Below are 18,912 nucleotides of genomic sequence, written 5' to 3'. Positions count from 1 at the left end.
CTGTCCGACTGTCGGACAGGTTTCCGCGGCCCGGCAGGAGCGGAGGTCCCCCCCGAGGTCCTCCCAACCTGTCGGACAGTCGGACAGGTTCGGCCAGTTCGCGGCCACCAGGGCGCCCCCACGAGGTTCTCACCCCCTCATCCCCTGAGATTGAATCCGGGTCCCAGGCCTTGCGATAGCGCCCCCTCTGGGTTGAGGAACTCCGCTGCGCGCGTCCAAACCTGTCCGACTGTCCGACAGGTTCGTGAGGGGCGGCGTCGGCAGGGGGGCCTGCCAGGAGTCTTACTTTCTCACCCACGGGGACGGAGTCCGTGTCCCGGGGCGTGAGGCAGCGCTTGTTCAGGCGCATCGAGGCGGGGCTCATAGGTCCTGGGCCTCCTCGTACGTGAGCGCTACGCCGTCGCTTTCTCCGGACGGCGGAGCCCATGCGAGCAGCTCGCCGGGCGCGGTGACGATGCGCTCGAAGAGTGCTGGCGGTGTGCCTTCGCGGTGCAGCCGCTGCACGACCACCGAGCGCAGGCCCGAGATCCCCGCGAGCGCGCCGTACACGTCCGACAGCTGCAGGTCCTGTCCCAGCTCCACGCGATCCGGATCCAACAGACCGAGCTCTCGCTCCGGGTCGCGGTCCACGCCCAGCCGCAGGCGCGTCTCCTGGAGCACCGCGACCGGATCCGCGCCCTTCACCACGCGCAGCAGCACCCGCAGCCGCACCTCCACGCGCTGCCGGTTGATCAGGTACAGCTCCACCTTCGGCGCCACCCGTGCCGCCAGGTGCGCGTGGAGCGCTTCCAGGTCGGATGCGCCCAGGGCCGCTCCCTCCGGCCCGGACACCACCACCTTCAACGAACGGCGGCGCACGCCGTCCCGGAACACGTTCGCGCGGTGCACGCCGTCGAACACCAACGTCAGCGCCAGCACGTCCGAGAGCGACACGGCGCGGTCCATCGCACCCACCGTCGCGGGCCCTCTGACGCGCGCCAGCTCCGGCGCCTCCGGATCCGTTCCTCCAGCCAGAGGCAACGGGTTGAACGTCTTCTCCACGCACGGGTTCGGGCTCGCCATCGCCAGCAGCCGCAGCGCGGCCCGGTTGCCGCCCGTCCCTCTGCCCACGCGGTAGCGGACCCGCACCTCCGCGCCCAGGGGCAACGCCGAACCGTGCTCCCCTTCCCCGAAACGAAGCCTCGCGGCCCCGGCCGGTAGCGGTTCCACCGCGAAGGCCAGCTCATCCGGCGCGGCGTCCAACAGCGAGTCCACCAGATGCCACGCGCGTCCCCCCACCGTCAGGGACACCTCCGGCCGGCGGCCTCCCGCGTGGCTCGGGTCGCGCAGCCAGGTCACCGGCCCATGCAGCAGCGGCACCGTGCGCAGATCCAGCGCGGGCACGGCGACCTCCTCCACCGTGGAGCCCTCGCTGACGAGCGTGATGTTGCCCAGCAGCACCACCCGGTCCAACGCATACGCTCGCGACAGCGGCGGCTGGAACGTCACCTGCGTCATCGGCGTGCGCTGACCGGGCGGGACCTCCGTGCGGACGCGCAGCACCCGCAGCGCTTCCCGGTAGAGCCGCTCCGTGCCCTTCGCTCCGCCGGGGCCCAGACGCTCCATGTCCTCGGCCAGCACGAACCAATCTCCTGGCCGCACCGGCGGTTCCTGCGACGTGAGCCCGGAGGCATCTGTCAGCGGCGGCAGATAGAGGCTGTCCGTTCCGGAGGCCGCCACGCCCAGCGGCCGGGCCACGCCCGCCTCCGCGCCGAAGGCCTGGTCCGCCCGGTTCAGCGCCTCGCTGCCCTTGAGGATGACCAGCTGATCCCGCGCCTCCTGGATGAGGCTGTTCACGAAGGCATCCAGGAACGTGACCATCTTGTCCAACCGGACCGCGTGCAGGGCCGGGTCCTCGTCCGCGCACGGGGCCAGCGCCTCCTCCAGCGCGGCCAGGGCGTCCGCCTGCCGCTTCTGCAAGTTGCGCAGCTGGCGGGCGAGGATCTCCTGCGACTCGGACAACGCGCCAACGGGACGGCCGGGCGGAGGCACTGCCTGCGCCACGACCTTCTGGGCCTCGCACAGCTGTTCGCAGAGCGCGTCCAGCGTGCTCTTGCACGCGGCATCTCCGCCCAGGTCCAGCGTCTTCATCAACGACGCCAGCTTGCGAGCATCCTGCTTCGCGCGAGCCACCTGCCGTTCCTCCAGCGGCCCATGGCGCTGCACCTCGATACGATCCTGGAGCCCCGCGACCACCGAGCCCGGCCCGAAGATTCCGCCCGTGGGCGCTGGAGCCCCCGGCTCACCCGCCACGCCGGAAGGCGCACCTGTCCCCGTTCCTCCACCTGTTCCCGTGCCCGTCGCCGTCCCGGCTCCAGCGCCTGTCCCCGCTCCAACCGGAGGAGGCAGGAACGCGCGCAGCTCGTTGAGTTCCGGCAGCAGGCGCAGCGGCGCGAGCGTCTCGAACACCGCGGCGGCCTCTTCCCCCTCCGCCGCCGAGTTCACCGCTGTTCCCGCCGAAATCGTGCCGCGCACGTTCGCCTTGCAGCGGAAGTGCTGGAGCCCCACCGCCGCGGTGCCCGGGCTCGGCCGATAACCGATGTGCCCGAGCAGCTTGGAGACGGAGTCCTCCAGCCGCGCGGTGGCGAGGAAGCCCTCCTCCGCCCACGCCTGCTGATACGTCCACAGCACGTGCAGCGCGAGCGCCACGCTGTCTAGCAGGCCCCGCCCCAGGTCCACCGAGGACGGCGCCGCGTACGCGAGCGGGTTCCACGTGGGCGCCTCGTCCAGCCGGGTGAAGGCGATGCGCGCCGACTCGCCCAGCCGGGTGCGGAGCTGATCATGCGTCAGCGCCTGGTGCGTGGAGGGAACGCGGCTCATCGCAGCCCTCCGCACACCCGCACGGTGAGGACGCCTTCCGAACCTGGCCAGTAACCACCCCGAGCGGTGGCCACCTCGTCCGGTCCAATGGGAATGACGCCCGCCTCCAGCCGCTCCTGCGCGTGGGGCTCCAGCCGGCGGAAGCGCTTCACCCGCACCGCCGTCACGCCCGGGACGCGCAGCACCGCCTGGTACAGGTCCGCGAGCTGCACGTCGCCGTTCAGGCCGGAGCGGTCCGGATCCAACAGGCCGCCGTCCCCTGCGATGGCGCCCACCACCGCGTCGCGCAGCGGGTCGGCCTGCGCATGCGGCGCGGCGTCCACCTCCAGGTCCAGGTCGAGCGGCACCCATCTGGGCGGAAGCGCTTCCACGTCCACACCCAGCAGGCGGATCTCCTCCAGCCGGCTGCGCACCCCGGCCCACCGGCGAAGCAGCTCGTCGCGGTCGAGCGTGTCCTCGTCGCGCAGCAACACCGTCACGCGGATGACCGTGCGCAGGTCCCGGTCCACGGCGCGCGCCGAGGCCCCCGCCACCTCCGGCATCTGCTGGAGCATCCGCACGTAGTCGTCGACCGTGACGGCGGACAGCGGCTGCGACACACCCGCCGGTGCCCGGTAGCGAATGGAATCGAGCGACTCCGCGTCGCGTCCCCCCACCGCGGGCAGCGGATTGTCCACGCGCACCAACGCGCGCAGGTCGTCCATCGATTGGGCCAGCAGCTCGCCCGCGGACGCGGAGCGCTGCGGATCCAACGGCACCTGGAGCAACCGCGTGAGCACGCCCTCCCCCACGTTGGCCACCGTCCCCAGCCCAACGCGCAGCGACAGCCCCAGCGCCGTCTCCCGGGGCGGCAGCGCCGCGCCGTTGACGCCATCGCCCCAGCGCAGGCTGGCGCCACCCGTGGGGGTCGCGCGCAGCACGAACACCTCATCCCCCGGCCCCTGGATGGACAGGTCGTCCACCAACGTCCATGGGTCGTCCTCCACGCTCACCTGGAGCTGGGGCGTCCCGCGCCGCGACGTCTCTCCCGGCAGTGGAAACCCGGAGGCCTGGACGCTGACCGGATGGAACGGCAGGGTGAACTCGCGCTCCTCGCTGCCGTCCACGACCGGGGACAGCAACGCGCGCCACTGCGCGAGGCTGCGCGCGAAGGGCTCCGCCGAGTCCGACTCGAAGCCCTCTGGAAGCGGCGTCACCGGCAGCCCGTGATGCGCGGGCACCACGTTGCCCAGCACCGCCGCACGAGGCCCGGGCGCGGGATCTCCGGGCGCCAGGAACACCTCCGGCGCGAACCTGCGCGGGTCCCACCCGACGAAGGTCGTATCGGTGGCGAGCGCCACGGACGTCACTCGCACGACGTGTCCGTCCTCACCGCGGCCCCGGTAGAGGATCAACCACCGGCCGGGCTCCAGCTCCGGATACAGCCCCGCGAGCGTGGCCCCCGTGTCCCCCGGTTGCACGGACTCCGCGAGCGTCACGGCCTCCAGCCGTGGGAAGTACGACAGGGGCGACTCGGTGACGAACACCAGTGAGTGCTCGTCCGTGGAGACATTCGCCACCAGCGTTTCGGCGGGAAGCTCCAGCACACCGCCCCCGGTGAGGAACTCCAGCGCGGTGGTGCCGGGCGGAAGCACCGTCAGGTCCAGCTCCTCCAGCCGCGCCTCCACCAGCGCCGCGAGCACGTCCGGATCCAACCGGAACCGCAGCATCACCGTGGCGGAGAGCCCCGGATCCGGCTCGCAATCCAGTCCGCGAGCATGGTCCTCCACGGAGCGCCGCAACCGGGCGTCCTCCAGGAAGCCCTCCACCACCGCGCGCTCCTGTTGGTACGCCAGCGAGTCCAGCTGCGCGGCCACGGCCTCCAGCAACATGGTCGTGAAGTCCGCGGGCCCCCGGTCCTCCCACGGCGCCATCACCGTGCGGGCCCGCTCCAGCATCACCGCCAGCAGCGACTGCGCGTCGCGCGCCTGGTAGTCCACCAGCGCTCCCAAAGCCGGCCGCTCCGGAGCCGCGAGCCACGGACGAGGCTGAGGATCCCGCACGTCACAGCCCGGCACCACGTCCGGAGCCCACGCGCCAATGAATGGCGCAGGGTCGCGAGGCCCATCGCCCGGAACCGGCACGGCCGCGCGCGAGATGGCCGCGTCCGGCACCAGCCGCAGGTCCACCGTCTCTGGAGGCGGCAGGCCGCCGGTGAGCAACACCGGAGGAACCTCCGGAGTCCCTGGCACCCGGTACGGCAGCGGTCCCACCTCCAGGAACGGAGGGGCCGCGCCCTGCGCGAACAGCGCGGGAGCCGCGGACAGCTCCGCGTCCGGATCCAGCACCAAGGGCGCGCCCACGATGGCCGTGAAGAGCGAGTCGTAGGCGCGAACCTCCCCGGGCCCCAGCCGCAGCCCGTGCGCATGCCGGTGCCACGTGAGCTGCGCGAGCAGCAGCTGCTCCGCCTGGAGCCAGCCCGCGTGCACCGACGTCCAGGCCTCGGTGCGCCGCACCAGCGCCGTGCGCAGCCCGCCCTCCAGCTGCAACGCGGTGCCGGTGATGACGAAGAGGGAGCAGTCCTCGACGGCGATCTCCCCCGGCGTGCCCACGTCCAGCACCGGCTCCAGGCCGCCCAGCGGCGCGGCCACGTGCAGCCCCACGACGTCCGCATCCATGGGAAACCCAGGCAGGGTCAGCGGCCCCACGACCGAAGCAGCCAGTGCCTCCAACGCGACGGTGAGCCAGTCCGACCACGCCGCGGCGGGCTGCGCGGACACCGGCACAGGCGCCGCCGAAACACGGCTCACCTCCACGTCGCGAACCACCACCGGCTCCAGTGAAGGTCCCCCCAGCACGCGCATGCCCGTGGCGCGCGCTCCGGCGGTGACATCCTCCACCTGGCCCATGGCCACTTCGATGCTCCGCCCGCCCAGCGCGAGCAGACCCATGAGGAACGACCCCTGCACCCGCTGCACGGTGAAGCCACGCACCTGAAGCGCGCCCACCGAAGCCGCCACGAGCCCGATGCTCCACTGCACGCCGAACGCGTTCACATCGCTCACGGACACGTCCACCATGGACAGTCCCTCGCCCTCCTCCCGGGCCACGAGCACCCGGGCGCCGGTCGCGTTCGGCCCGGAGACCTGCGACACCGTGAGCCCGGACAGGTCCGCGCGGGTGAAGCCCGCCAGCTCCAGGCCCACGCCCGCCTCCATCCCCGTGACGTCGCGCACGGACACGTCCGCCCACTGCGACCGCTGGCAGACGGCCCGCACGCCGAAGGCCTCCCCCACCGTGGCCCTCACGCCGTCCACGGACAGGCCCGTCACCCGCGCCTCCGTCGCCAGCAGCCGGAGCCCTGTCGCCACCTCCCCCTTCGCCTGCGTCACCGTGAGCGAGTCGATGACCACCGTGCCGTCCGGCGTCTCCACGCTCACCGCCGTGCAGTCCCCCGACGCCGTGGCGCTCACCGTGACGTCCGACACCTCCACCCGCGCGCCCAGGAGGACCAGCCCGGCGTCCACCGCCACCACCGTCACGCCCGACAGTCCCGTGACGAGCCCCGTGACCTCGAGCGTCCCGCCGTCGAGCTTCAGCGTCACGCCCGGGCCGCCCGTGAGCCGCAGCGCGTGCGCGGGCGTGCCGATGACGAAGTCCGTGGAGAGCACGCCCTCGCCCACGGGCAGCACCCACTCCACCTCGCCCGGCGGCGTGGTCTGCAACGCGGCCTGCGCCTCCGCAAGCGAAGCCTCCAGCGGCAAGGTCAGGACCCGCGCGCTCACGGCGGCGCCTCCAGCTCCCTGCGGAACAGCTCCGCGTGCTCCTCGCCCGTCGCCAGCAGCGTGTAGAGGATGTCCACGTAGAGCGTCGCGTCCTCGGCGCTCACCTTCACCGCGTCCAGGCGCACCTGGTCGCGCATGAACTCCTGCACGTTGAGGCGGATGACGTACTCGGCCGTGGCGGCGGCCTCCGGGCTCGCGGCGCCGAACACCATCCGCTGCACGCCGCACCCGAAGCGCGGCCGGTTCACCCGCTCCCCGGGCAGCGTGAAGAGCAGCTGCTCCAGCTGCTGACGGATGACCTGCGCGGGCCCCACGGTGCGCGGCGTGCCCAGGTCCCCCAACTGAAACGGGAAGTGCAGGCCGCGTCCCATCACGCCACCCCGTTGAGCGCGTCGCGCGCCAGGTCCACGTCCACCTCGTAGCGGGCCAGCGCCTCCGCCCACACCCAGCGGTGCCGCGCGCCGCGCACGTACCAGGTGCCATCCATCAGCTTGCCCGCCCCCACGAGCCCCACCGGACGCCGGGCGCGGAGGATGCGCTCGTAGCGCAGGCCCTGCACCGTGCCGTTCGCCTCCGCGAGCCAGTCCGCCTCGCGGTAGTCCGACCAGGCCAGGTTCTCCACCTCCGGCACGTCGTGCGGCACGTCCACGTACTGCAGGCCCACCGCCTTCGTCTGGGGCCGCTTGGGCAGCACCGCCGCCATGCGCGCCTTCAGGATGTCCGCGCGGCTCGTGGGCCCCATGCGAGGGAAGCGCGGAGCCGTCACCGTCGCGGAGCGGATCCGCCGCGTGCGCTCGTCGATGTGCTCGCCGTGCAGCTCCGTGGGGCGGTGGCTCTCCCAGCGCCCCTTGAGCTCGATGACGGTCGGCGTGGAGCGGGGAAGGAGCGACAGGTCCGGCTGCCTCGGGCCGTCCGGCCGGGGCAGGTGGAAGTGGCCCACGCTCTCCGGCGCCGCGTTGGCGCCCGCGCCCACCGGCCCCTGCTTGCGCTCCACGAAGGCCTCAAAGCCGTTGCGCCGAGCGAGCCACCGCAGGAGCGACGCGTCCGTGCCGCGCTGGAGCACCACCGCCCGCGCCGGGTCGCGCACGGGCGCCGTCTCCTGCACGTCCAGCGCGAAGCCATATTCCCCGTACACCTGCCGCACGATGCCCGCGTCCGACAGGCCGCTGAACGAGCGCGTGCGCTCCTCCAGGTGCATCAGGCACGACGCGTCCAGCCCGTACACCTCCAGCGACGAGTCCGGCACGCGCGAGGGGCCGAAGTACGGCTCCACCGCGGTGATGTAGCCGTCGAACACCACGTCCTGCACGTCCGGCGCGTCGCTGTCCGGAGCGCCCAGCCCGAAGCTGATGGTGACGCGCTTGAGCAGCGCGAAGCGCCCGTCCGCCAGCGCGTCCCAGTCCCCCGAGTCCGTGGGCGCCATGTCCAGGGACAGGTGGAAGGACGACGCGTCGTCGGTGCGCTCGTCCACCTCCAGGCGCGACACCCGGCCACGGGCGTCCGTCATGGGCTGCCCGTCAATCCACAGCTGGAGGAACGCCGCGCGCTGCTCCGCCATCAGGGCTTCTCCGGGATGAACAGCACGGTGCCCGGCTCCAGGAGCGCCTCGGGCTCGAAGGTGGGGTTGGCGTCCACGATGCGCCACGCCTGGTACGGGTCGCTGAAGTAGCGCTGCGCGAGCAGGTCCAACCGGTCCCCCGCCACCACCTTGTGCAACAGCGACGTGGGCACGCGCGGCGCCACGCGGGGCACGTACAGCGCCACCGTGGCGCCCTCCGGCCCCAGCGGCACCGCGTACGTCGGCAGGTCCTTGTGTCGCGAGGAAGGGTCGCTCATGGCCGTCTCTTCAGCTCGCTCCGTCGAGCTTCACCTGCGGCGCCAGGGCCTGCGCGATGAGGGTGCTCGCGTCCGCGCCCTTCACCGCCGCCAGGTCCTCCATCCGCAGGCGCTGGTCGCGCAGGTTCGCGAACGCCTGGGCCACCTTGTTGTTCGCCGCGTTCTCCCCCACCTCCAGGATGCGCATGCGCAGGTCCACCTCCGCGCGCAGCGGAAACAGCGCCGGATCGAAGCGCTGCTCCACGATGGTCATCCCGGTGATGACCACCGGGAAGGTGCGCGGCCCCAGCATCAAGAGCAGCTCCGTGGGGTTGAGCGAGACGAGCTTCGTCGCGGGCTTCTTCTCCTCCTCGCCCGTCTGGTCCTTGCCCAGCGCCATGCTCTCCAGCATGGCCAGCTCCGGCAGCACGCCCTGGGTGCCCTCGCCCTGGGTGTCCCGCAGCAGCGCCTCCGTCACGTCGAAGACAAGCTTCAACGCAATCGTCTCGCTCTTGGCGTGCAGGCCGCCGCCGCGCTGACCGTCGGTGAGGACCTTGGTCTGCTCGGGCGTCTTGCCGGGCTTCGTCTCCCACTGGCCCGCGCGCGTGCGCGTCACCGTCTCCGGGTTGTACTGGAAGCGCAGCGCCCGCACGCCCGGGTCGGTCTTCTTGTCATCCGACGACGTCGGCAGCGTCACCAGCATGCCCTTCTGGAGCTGCTGATCGAACGCGATGAGCGTCGGGTCCAGGTTGCGCGTCATCCGTTGCCCCGGGCGCCAGGCGGCTCGCGCTGGGCGAGGCTCCGGGCAATGGCTTCGTTGTTCTTGTCCATCAGCGCCACCACCGTCTGGGTGAACAGCTTCACGAACTCCTTCGGGTTGTCCGGCACGCTGCGCAGCATCCACGCGAGCTCACGCTCCAGCTCGCGCCGGGTGAGTCCGACCTGTCCTTGCACCGGGGGTGGGGCCATGGCGTGTCCGTCCTCTCGTCAGCTCCAGCCATCCACCCGCGGACGGCCTTCCAGCTCGTTGCGAAGCAGCTCCAGGTAGCGCCACCGCCGGGCGCGCGGCAGGGCCAGGATGTCCGCCTCCGACCAGTGGTAGTGGAAGGCCAGCACGTGCACCTCCGTCTCCAGCCGCGCCGCCCCACCTCGCAGCTCACGCGCCAGCAGCGCGAACGGATCCAGCTCCAGCTCCAACCACGCGGAGCACTTCGGACAGCGCGCCAGGAGCCCCAGGTCCGGCGCGCTCGTGCCGTCCGCCAACGCCAGCGCCACCGAGTGCCGGGACCGCGCGGGCAGCGCCAGCCACGAGGAGGGCGTCAGCGCCTGCCCGTCCACCACCACCAACCGCGACCACAGGAGCGCGGACCGCTCCGCGCGAGTGCCCTGTGCTTCCGAGAGCAGCGCGTCGTCCTCGCCCGTGGGCTCGCGCACCTCCGCCCGTCCCTCCGGCAGCGCCACGGTGAGCACCTCTGGCGCCGCGTCCACCCGCTCCGGCGCGAGCGCGGAGAGCCGCACGTCCACGTCCGCCATCGCCTCGCATCCGGGCGCGGGGCAGCGCGCCACCAGCGACACGCGGTCCCCGTACATCCGGGCCCGCAGGTGCAGCGCCAGGTGGTGCCGGTCTCCGCGCGTGAGGCAGGCCGCCAGCTCCGCGTCCACGCGCGGGTAGTCCCCCAACCGCCCCAGGCACGCCGCCAGCCACCCGCTCACCGCGCGCGGGCCGGGACGCTCGCCGGCCTGGGCCAGCGCCCACTCCTCGCGGCCGGTGAGCGGGCGCAGCTCGCCCTGGCGGTGACAGCGGCCGTCCTCGTCGAAGAGGCCGTGCGGCAGCAACACCGGGATGGGAGGTTCCAGGAGCACGTCAGACCACCGGCTCCAGCGTGAAGCCCTCGTGCTGGACCTCCAGCTGCTCGATGATGATCTCGTTCGCCTCCGCGGCCAGCTCCGACATCGCGGTGAACTTCGAGACCCACGCGTTGCGCAGCACGAACTTCTTCACCGCGCGGTTGAAGTCCAGGTCGAAGACCAGAATCTCCACGGTGCGCCGGAAGTCCGGCTCCGCCGCGCGGAAGCCGGGCGTGGCCTCGTGGCGGATGAGCTGGGTGGCCCAGTCCCGGAACGTCGTGTCCTGCGTGAGGCCCGCCTCCAGCGTGAGGGGCTCGTAGTGCACGCGGCCCGGGGACAGCTCGTCCACGGAGGACGGGCTGTTGCCGGAGCGGAACTTCACCACCTCCACGGTGCCGGTGAGGCCGGAGATCTTCCGGCACGCGGCCACCTCGATGTTGTTGAAGAGCACGCGGAAGTTGAAGTTGCGGTACGGGTCGCGCTTCGTGGATTCGACGAATCGGGGCATGGCTTCACTCCTCGAAAGGGGGACGTCAGGGCGTCGGGACGCTCGTCGCGGGCAGGGACAGCACGGGCCGGGGCACCGGCTCCCAGCCCTCGTGGGTGAGCTCCAGCGACAGGAGCGCCACCTCGCCCGCCATGGCGTCCAGCTTGGGCAGGGCGTGGAGCTTGCTCACCCACGCGTTGTGCACGTGGAAGCTGCGGATGCGCGCCTCCATGCCTCCGGGCGGAGGCACGTCCGTGGGGTGCGCCCAGGCGTCCCACACGTCGAGGAAGAGGTCGCGCTTCACCGGCTCGCCCGGCGCCTTGCCGGTGCGCGCGAACTCCAGCACCGCGCGCGCCCAGCGCTCCAGCGTGTCGTCCAGCGCCAGCCCCTGCTCCAGCACGAGCGGCTCCCAGTTCACCTTGTGGGGCTGCGCGTAGCGGTGCAGGTTGTTGCCGCCCTCCCACGTCTCATGGGCGCCCACGCTGACGGACAGGCCGGACACGGTGCGCACTCCCGCCACGTAGTCGCCGGCCGCGGACGTGCTCATCCGGAGCCGGAACTGGAAGGTCCGCAGCGGGTTGCGGGCGTTGGCGGGGACGGGCGTGGGCATCAGGCCGCCAGCAGGCTCTTCTGGCTGATTTCGATGACCACGAACTCCGCGGGCTTCAGCGGCGCGAACGCCACCTGCGCGGTGACGATGCCCGCGTCCACGTTCTCCTGCGGGTTCGTGCTCCGGTCGCAGACGACGCTGAAGGCCTCCTCGGGCGTGCTGCCCTGGAACGCGCCCTGCCGGAAGAGCCCCAGCATGAAGGACTCGATGGCGACGCGGATGCGGCCCCACAGCTCTTCGTCATTGGGCTCGAACACCGCCCACATCAGGCCGCGCCGCAGGGACTCCTTGAGGAAGAGCGCGGTGCGGCGCACCGGGATGTAGCGCCACTCCGGATCCGGCGACAGCGTGCGCGAGCCCCACGACACCAGCCCCACGCCGGGGAACTGGCGCAGGCAGTTGAGGGACGCCGGGTTGAGCTGGTCCTGCTCCGCGTCGATGACGGGGTACTGGAGGCCCAGCGCGTTGGCGAGGGACGCCTCGATGCCGGCGGGCGCCTTCCACACGCCGCGCGTGGTGTCCGTGCGCGCGAAGAGGCCCGCCACGTGGCCGGACGGCGGCACCAGCCGCGTGGGGTTGCGGCCCACGCCCACGGGATCCGCCACGCGGATCCACGGGTAGAACATGGCCGAGTTCTTCGAGCGCGAAGGCAGCCCTTCCACGAACTGCTTCGCGTCGTCCGGCACCACCGCGAAGTCCTTGTCCACGCCGCCGGGGCCGTCCGCGAGGAAGAAGCAGTCGCCCCGGTTGTCGCAGTACGCGATGCCCGCGGCGATGAACGACACCTCGTTCTTGCCCGGCAGCGCCACGATGTTGACGTCCTCCGTGTCCAGCGCGTGCAGGCCCGTGCGCAGCTTCGGGTCGCCCGCGAAGTCGGACGTGTCCAGGAGCCCCGCGCCGTCGTCACCGCCCAACAGCCGCAGGTTCGTCGCCGCCGCCGGACGCACGACGGGGTTCGCGGGCGAGTCGTCCGAGTAGCCCCGGGCGCGCGGCGCGAAGCCCAGCTGCCGGAGCATGGTGGGCACCGTGGGCTGGAGCGTTTCGCTGATGGAGAGCTGGAGCCCGTCGAAGGACTCCGCGCCCATGCCCGCCGTTCCAGCGGCGGCGGTGCCGGTGAAGCCGGTGGCGGAGAGCGACAGCGTGGAGGTGCCCGCCGCCGTGGGCAGGCCCGTGATGACGGTGTTGCCCTGCGCGTCCGTCACCACCGACGCGACCTTGCCGGCCAGCGCCACGCTCAGCGAGTGGTTCAGCTCCGCGGGCGTCACCGCACCGGCGTTCGCCGCCAGGATGGGGATGGGCACCACCGTGGTCGCGCCCGGTGAGCCCACGGTGACCTTCGCGTCCTCCGGGTCCAGGTCGTACGTGGCGCCCGTGGGCTTGGGGATGGTGAGCGTGGGCCCGGTGGCCACCTTCAGCGAAATCTCCGGCGAGTCCGTGCCGCTGATGACGAAGGTGCTGGTGAGGTTCGCGGCGGTGACGGCCTGGGTGAGGAAGGCCTTGAGCTCCGTGGCGGTCAGCTGCACGCGGCCGTTGACGAACGCGGCGCCCGGCACGGCGGCCACCACCAGGGCCTGGGTGATGGGGACGTCCAGCACCGTGCGGGGCAGGTCCGGCTGGGACTCGTCCCAGGTGGAGACCTGGAGCTTGCCGCCGTCATAGAGGCTGTACTTCGTGCTGGCCAGCACCGCGGCCTTGAGCCGGGGAGGCACGCCCGGGACGAGCACCGCGCCGGGCGCCCGCGCGGCCAGCGCCACCTGGAACTCGTCGCGCACGCGCAGGTAGCGGGAGATGTCGTTGATGCGGTCGCCGACATAGTCCTCGCTGGACGGGTCCATGCGCACGTCCTCGAACGTCTCCAGGCGGCGCGTGGACCCGGCCTCCGTCCAATTCACCTCCACGCGGAACGCCTCGCTGGGGAAGTTGATGGAGTCGCTCACGTTGACGCGGAGGGAGTCGGACCACTCGCCCGCGCCCCGCGCCAGGAACGTGAGGGCGTTGAGGCCGCCGCTCGCGCGAGAGGCCAGCGGCGCGGACACGCCGCCCACCGCGTCGGAGGGCAGCACGCGCACGACGTAGGCGCGCCGCCCGCCCGAATCGAAGAAGGCCTCCACCGCCTGCGCGACCAGGCCCGCCTCTCCGGGCTCGTGGCCGCCAAAGGCCCGCTCGTACTCGGCGAAGCCGGTGACGAACGAGGCCAGGGCCGGGATGCCTCGCGCCGTGCGCCCGACGAACGCCGCCGTGGACGTGCCCACCCCTTCGATGGGGCGCGCCCCGGCGCTGATCTCCTCGACATAGACGCCCGGATGCAGTCGCTCAGCCACGTTCATCCTCCTGGTTTCAGATGGTCCCGCGCCTGGCGGTATCGACTTCGGTGACGGACGTCCCCGGATGGCCGCTGGCGCCTCGCGCCGCGCCGCGCGCGATGAGGTCCAGCACGGGCTTCTCGACGAGGCGGGCGGTGCTGCGCGCGTCCGGCTCGTCCATCAGCGCGGAGACCCGGTAGTCCACGCAGCAGCGGTACAGGTGGTTCAAGAGGTCATCGCGGCGGCGCAGCTGCGTCTGGAAGAAGAAGCACTCCTCCTGGAACACGAGCGTGCGGCCCCGGGCCCAGGCGCCCTCCACGGGGCGGCTGAGCGTCACGCGGTCGCCGTCCAGCCCCAGCACCAGCGCCTGGAAGCGCTGCTTGCCCACGCGGTAGCCGTCCTCGCTCGAGCCCAGCACCACCACGTCGCCGGGCTTGAGGCGCGAGGCCGCGGTGACGGAGCGGCGCAGCGCTGGATCCAACGGCCCCACCGGCTCCGCCACCAGGTGCACGTGGTCCACCGTGAAGTCCAGCGGCGTGCCCGCCTGCGCCCCCAGCGTGAGCACCATGTCGCTCGCGGCGACGGTGACGCCCGGCGCGGCGATGGGCGGCGCGGGCGTGGCCTCCGCGTCCTGGAGCGGCTGCGGCACTCCGTCCGCCGACAGCCACACCACGCCCTCCCCCGCCTCCAGCCGCGCGTGCAGCGCCACGCCGGCCTCCAGCTGCTCCACCGGAAGCCGCCAGCGCGTCTCCGCGACCTGCGTCCCGGTGGCCTGCGCCAGCGTCGCGGTGGCCACCAGCTCGCCCATGAGCCGGGTGCCCGCCTGCTCGTAGCGGACGATGAGCCGCAGCACCGGCTGCCCCTGCGCCATCAGCACGGCCACCGGCAGCGTCTGCGCTTCCACGGCGCCAGCGGCGACGCGCAGCCCCAGCGACAGCGACAGCCCGTCCGGGGCCGGATTGTCGGCGTGGAAGGGGTCGGGCACGGCGGGCATGGGATGGACGAGGACGGAGGCGGTGCCGGCGCCGGACAGGCGCAGGCCGTCGGTGCCGGGCAGGAAGGACGCGCCGGGCGTCAGGTCCACGCGTCCGCCGCGCGCGCGCTCCAGGTTCTGGTCGCTGGCCTCCAGGTGCACCAGGGACAGGACCGTGGTGGGCTCACCGCGCGTCAGCAGGCGGACCGTCGTGGCGCCTTCTGGCACGTCCTCGGCCAAGAGCGACGGGCGCAGCACCATCTGCCCGCGCGTGGGGATGGCGAGCGCCACCGTGTCCATGATGCACGCCAGGTCCACCTGAGAGCCCGCCCACAGGTCCACCTGCACGTCGATGGCCATGGCCTTGGGCGCGCGGATCTTGCTGAGGAACACCCGGCCCTCTTGGGAACGCTCCGGAGGCTCCAGGCCCAGGGCTCCTTCGACGCCGCCGGTGACGGGCAGCACCTCCACGCTGGAGCGGAACTCCATGGAGGGGATGCCCTCGTCGGAGCTGAGCGCGAGCCGGCCCCCCTCCACGTCCCAGCGAGCGATGACGGCGGCGAGCGCCTCCAGCAGCAACGGGTCCGTGAGCGGCACGCCCGTGGGCTCCTGGAAGAGTCCACCGGTGAGCGCGTCCGCCAGCCGCGCGTTGATGGCGGCGGCGAGCGCGGGACCCGTCGCGGTATCGGCGAACGAGCCGCCCGGCAGGCCCGTGAGGGTGACGGTGGCGCGGCCATCCAGGCGCAGCCTGAGCGAGCCATTGGGGGGCACGCTGTCCCCGGAAGCACGAGGCCTGCCGACGAGGTGGCCCGGCACGCGGAAGGTGGCGACGCCCGTGCGGCCGTTCTCACGCTCGGGTTCGGGGAACAGGCCCAGCGGACCGACGACGGAGAGGAATGGCACACGCGAAGGCCGGTAGCCTTCATCCACGTAGCCATGCGCGGCGAAGACGCGCGCGTCGCCGCTGCGCAAGGCCACCCGGCCCTGCCATAGCAGTCCGCTGAGGATCTCGCGAATCACGCGAAGCGACCCCCCAGGGCAACATCATGTCTGGCTTCAAACTGCTGCGTCACGGCACCCCCCGGCACCCCGCAGAAACGCCCTCTCCCGCTGTGACACGCGAAGGGCGGCGACAATGAATCAGGACCCCGGCCGGCGTCAACACTGCACGCATGTATTGATTTGATGTTTTGTGTGTCTATTCTGACGGGCCTCCCACCCCGAGGGGAGGGTGGATCGTGGTGGTTGTCCGCTGCGTCGCAAACCACCTTTGCCGGAGGGGGAGCGGCGCATGCGATTCGAGGAGCTGGTGGCCCTGGCCGCCCAATTGTTCGACGCCTCGGGCGTGGGTGTGATGGTGGTGGGCACGGTGGTGTCCGTGGGGCTCGTCCTCCGGGACGTACGGGGGTCACGGCGGGCGGAGGCATACCGCCAGCTTCGCCACTACCTGGGCCGCGCCATCCTGCTGGGACTGGAGCTGCTCGTGGCGGCGGACATCATCCGCACGGTCGCGGGGGCGCCCACGCTGCGGCAGGTGATCGTCCTGGGCCTCATCGTCCTCATCCGGACCTTCCTCAGCTTCACACTGGAGGTGGAGATCGACAGGCGCTGGCCCTGGCAATCCAAGCCAGCTGACGGGGATGGGCCCGGTCCTCCGCGTGCCTGACCCGGCGGGACGGCACGCGCGGGGAGGGCAGGGCCCGGCCCCCTGACTGTCTGTCATTGGGTGCCGGCCAGGCGGCAGCCGCGCCTCCAGGCCGGCGCGCGTTGCCCACCGGGGTCGAGGATGCACACCCTCCAGTTCAGGCCACTCCCATGGTGGGAAGCGGCGTCACGGGGCCCTGCCTCCAAGCTCGCCGGGAAGGGCCGGGGTCAAAGGAGGCGTGCGTGGACAGCCCCAGCGCAAGCTTCGACCCGGAGACCATCGAGACCCTCTCCGACGCGCATTCCCGGCTGCTCCTCGAGACGCTGGTGGCGAGCACGCCGGTGGGCCTCGCGGTGGTGGACATGGAGCAGCGCTTCGTCCAGGTGAACGACGCGCTCGCCGCCATGAATGGCCTGCCGCGCACCGCGCACCTGGGCCGCAAGGTCCAGGACATCGTCCCGGAGATGTGGCCCACCCTCCGTCCCCAGTATCAGCGCATCCTGGAGGGAGGCAGCGCGCAGACGGTGGAGGTGGCGGGCGCCACCTCGAAAGAGCTGGGTGCGGAGCGCCACTTCCTCGTCAGCTACTACCCGGTGCGCACCAACGCCGGGGTGCTGCTGGGCATCGGCGTCATCGTGTCGGAGGTCACCGAACAGCGCAGGGCCCACGACGCGCTCCAGGCCAGCGAGCAGCGCTACCGCTCCCTGGTGGAGGCCATGGCGCAGCCGGTGTGGTCCACCAACGCCCGGGGCGAAGTGGTGGATCCCGCGCCGCGCTGGCTGGCCTTCACGGGCCAGACGCACGCGGAGCACCTGGGGCTGGGCTGGCTCACCGCCATCCATCCGGACGACCGCAAGCGCGTGGTGCGCGGCTGGGTGGAGTCCCTGCGCACGAAGACGTCCTACCGGGGCGAGTTCCGCCTGCGCTTCCACGCGGGAGGCTACCGGGATGTCGTGGGCCGGGCAGTGCCCGTGTTCGGGGAGAAGGGCGTCATCCAGGAGTGGGTGTCCACGGCGGAGGACATCACCGAGCGCAAGCAGGCGGAGGCCCGGGCGGAGAACGAGCGCGCGAGGCTGCGCTCCGTACTGACGAGCGCCCCGGCGTCCATCGCCATCCTCTCCGGCGAGCGGCAGGTCTTCACGCTGGTGAACCCCCTCTACAAGGTGCTGTCAGGAGGCGCGGACCTGCTGGGCACCTCCATCAAGGATGCCGTGAGCGAACGGGCGGCGGAGTACTCACGGCTCCTGGACAAGGCCTATCGCCAGGGAGAGGCCTTCATCGAAGAAGAGGTCCCGGTCACCGCCGACTTCCAGGGCGACGGGGTCCAGTCGAATCGTCAATTCGACGTGGCGTACCAGCCGCTGCGCGACGTGCGGGGCCAGGTGGACTCCGTGCTGTCGTTCGCCGTGGACGTGACGGATCGCGTGGAGGCCCGGAAGAAGCTGGAGGAGTCCGCCGCGTCCCTGAGGAACCAGCAGCAGTGGCTGGAGGCGATGCTGGACCGGACGCCGGTGGCCATCATCCTGGTGGAGCCCGTGACCGGCCGCATCATCTTCGTGAACCAGGCGGCCCGGCAGATGGCCGGCGGCGATTTCCCCGGGGGCCTGCGGGAGGAGAGCTACACGGGCGGCGCGCACCGCTTCACGGACGAAGCGGGCCGGGAGCTGACCATGGAGGAGATCCCCGGCATCCGCGCGGTGCGGGGCAAGCCCGTGCACGGGGAGCCCGTCGTCTGGCACACGCCCACGGGGCATTACTCCCTGCTGGTGGAGGCGGGCACCCTCCCCGCCCAGCACGGCCATCCCGAGGCGGTCCTCCTGGCGCTCCAGGACGTCACCGAGCTGAGAAAGACCCAGGCCCAGCTCCAGCACGCCGTGTCGCTCCGGGACGAATTCCTGACGGTGGCGTCGCATGAATTGAAGACCCCGCTGACGCCGCTACAGCTCAAGCTCCAATCCCTGGTCAAGGACGCCCAGACAGAACAGACGCTGGAGTCACTGCGGGAGCGCGTGGTGAAGACGGCGGAGACCATCTCCGGGCAGATCCGGAAGATGACCACGCTCATCAACGACCTGCTGGAGGTGACCCAGCTCACGGGCCCCTCCGCGCCGCTGCGGCTGGAGGACGTGGACCTGACGGACGTGGTGCGCGACACGGTGGAGCGCTTCCAGGCCCAGGCGGCGAAGGCGGGCTGTGAGCTCATCGTCCACGCGACACCGGGTGTCATGGGCCGCTGGGACCGCCACCGGCTGGAACAGGTGGCGAGCAGCCTTTTGTCCAACGCGCTGAAGTACGGCTCGGGCCACCCGGTGACGATTCGCGTGGAACAGGCCCGCGGCCGGGCGCGGCTGAGCGTGAGGGATGAAGGCATCGGCATCGCGCCGGGGAGCCTCCAGGCCATCTTCGAGAAATTCACCCGCGCCGTGTCGACACGGCATTACGGCGGTCTGGGATTGGGCCTCTTCATCACCAGACAGATTGTCGAAGCCCACCACGGCACCCTGCGCGTGTTGAGCCAGCCCGGCCACGGTGCGACCTTCATCGTGGAGCTGCCGTCCCCCTGAAACGGAACACCAGGACCGAGCAGGTCGCCAACCCCATGCATCAG

At 72.0% G+C, this 18,912-nt stretch carries 14 protein-coding genes; 2 read left to right on the top strand and 12 right to left on the bottom strand.

Annotation, left to right across the window (positions count from 1 at the left end; translation table 11 throughout):
• Nucleotides 1–360 precede the first annotated feature (360 nt).
• The 12 genes from D7W82_RS02025 to D7W82_RS01970 are packed head-to-tail and all read right to left on the bottom strand — an operon-like array spanning nucleotide 361 to nucleotide 15,679.
• Nucleotides 361–2,859, bottom strand: coding sequence for a hypothetical protein (locus tag D7W82_RS02025; protein WP_120616701.1), 2,499 nt, complete (start codon nucleotides 2,857–2,859; stop codon nucleotides 361–363).
• Entirely contained in the window at nucleotides 2,856–6,623 is a 3,768-nt protein-coding gene (locus D7W82_RS40365; RefSeq protein ID WP_158617560.1) for a baseplate J/gp47 family protein, read from the bottom strand. Before D7W82_RS40365 ends, D7W82_RS02025 begins: the two co-directional genes overlap by 4 nt.
• A complete protein-coding gene (locus D7W82_RS02015) occupies nucleotides 6,620–6,994 on the bottom strand; it encodes a GPW/gp25 family protein (RefSeq protein WP_120616700.1) in 375 nt (124 codons plus the stop codon). The genes D7W82_RS40365 and D7W82_RS02015 overlap by 4 nt, the downstream gene beginning before the upstream one ends.
• Nucleotides 6,994–8,181 (bottom strand): phage late control D family protein, encoded by a 1,188-nt coding sequence (locus D7W82_RS02010; RefSeq protein WP_120616699.1) that lies wholly within the window; start codon nucleotides 8,179–8,181, stop codon nucleotides 6,994–6,996. Before D7W82_RS02010 ends, D7W82_RS02015 begins: the two co-directional genes overlap by 1 nt.
• Nucleotides 8,181–8,459, bottom strand: a complete 279-nt coding sequence (locus D7W82_RS02005; RefSeq protein ID WP_120616698.1) for a LysM domain-containing protein — start codon at nucleotides 8,457–8,459, stop codon at nucleotides 8,181–8,183. Before D7W82_RS02005 ends, D7W82_RS02010 begins: the two co-directional genes overlap by 1 nt.
• A 10-nt stretch (nucleotides 8,460–8,469) precedes the next feature.
• Entirely contained in the window at nucleotides 8,470–9,198 is a 729-nt protein-coding gene (locus D7W82_RS02000; RefSeq protein WP_120616697.1) for a hypothetical protein, read from the bottom strand.
• A complete protein-coding gene (locus tag D7W82_RS01995; protein ID WP_120574499.1) occupies nucleotides 9,195–9,407 on the bottom strand; it encodes a hypothetical protein in 213 nt (70 codons plus the stop codon). Before D7W82_RS01995 ends, D7W82_RS02000 begins: the two co-directional genes overlap by 4 nt.
• Nucleotides 9,408–9,425: 18 nt before the next feature.
• On the bottom strand, nucleotides 9,426–10,301 hold the full coding sequence (locus tag D7W82_RS01990) for a hypothetical protein (RefSeq protein ID WP_120616696.1): 876 nt from the start codon (nucleotides 10,299–10,301) through the stop codon (nucleotides 9,426–9,428).
• Between the two features lies 1 nt (nucleotide 10,302).
• Nucleotides 10,303–10,794: a phage tail protein gene (locus D7W82_RS01985; protein ID WP_120565674.1), complete on the bottom strand. Its 492-nt coding sequence runs from the start codon at nucleotides 10,792–10,794 to the stop codon at nucleotides 10,303–10,305.
• 25 nt (nucleotides 10,795–10,819) lie between these two features.
• Entirely contained in the window at nucleotides 10,820–11,383 is a 564-nt protein-coding gene (locus D7W82_RS01980) for a phage tail protein (protein ID WP_120616695.1), read from the bottom strand.
• Nucleotides 11,383–13,704 (bottom strand): phage tail sheath subtilisin-like domain-containing protein, encoded by a 2,322-nt coding sequence (locus D7W82_RS01975; RefSeq protein WP_158617559.1) that lies wholly within the window; start codon nucleotides 13,702–13,704, stop codon nucleotides 11,383–11,385. The genes D7W82_RS01980 and D7W82_RS01975 overlap by 1 nt, the downstream gene beginning before the upstream one ends.
• A gap of 16 nt (nucleotides 13,705–13,720) precedes the next feature.
• Nucleotides 13,721–15,679, bottom strand: a complete 1,959-nt coding sequence (locus D7W82_RS01970; RefSeq protein WP_120616693.1) for a hypothetical protein — start codon at nucleotides 15,677–15,679, stop codon at nucleotides 13,721–13,723.
• 271 nt (nucleotides 15,680–15,950) lie between these two features.
• Here D7W82_RS01970 and D7W82_RS01965 point away from each other — a divergent pair, with 271 nt between their 5' ends.
• Nucleotides 15,951–16,325, top strand: coding sequence for a DUF1622 domain-containing protein (locus tag D7W82_RS01965; protein ID WP_120616692.1), 375 nt, complete (start codon nucleotides 15,951–15,953; stop codon nucleotides 16,323–16,325).
• Between the two features lie 221 nt (nucleotides 16,326–16,546).
• Nucleotides 16,547–18,868, top strand: a complete 2,322-nt coding sequence (locus D7W82_RS01960; RefSeq protein ID WP_158617558.1) for a PAS domain-containing sensor histidine kinase — start codon at nucleotides 16,547–16,549, stop codon at nucleotides 18,866–18,868.
• The last annotated feature ends 44 nt before the right edge of the window (nucleotides 18,869–18,912 follow it).

Origin of the sequence: Corallococcus sp. CA049B (assembly GCF_003611685.1) — a bacterium.
Lineage (GTDB): Bacteria > Myxococcota > Myxococcia > Myxococcales > Myxococcaceae > Corallococcus > Corallococcus coralloides.
The sequence above is the reverse complement of the archived record's forward strand: the minus strand, read 5'-3'. Positions and strand labels throughout refer to the sequence as shown.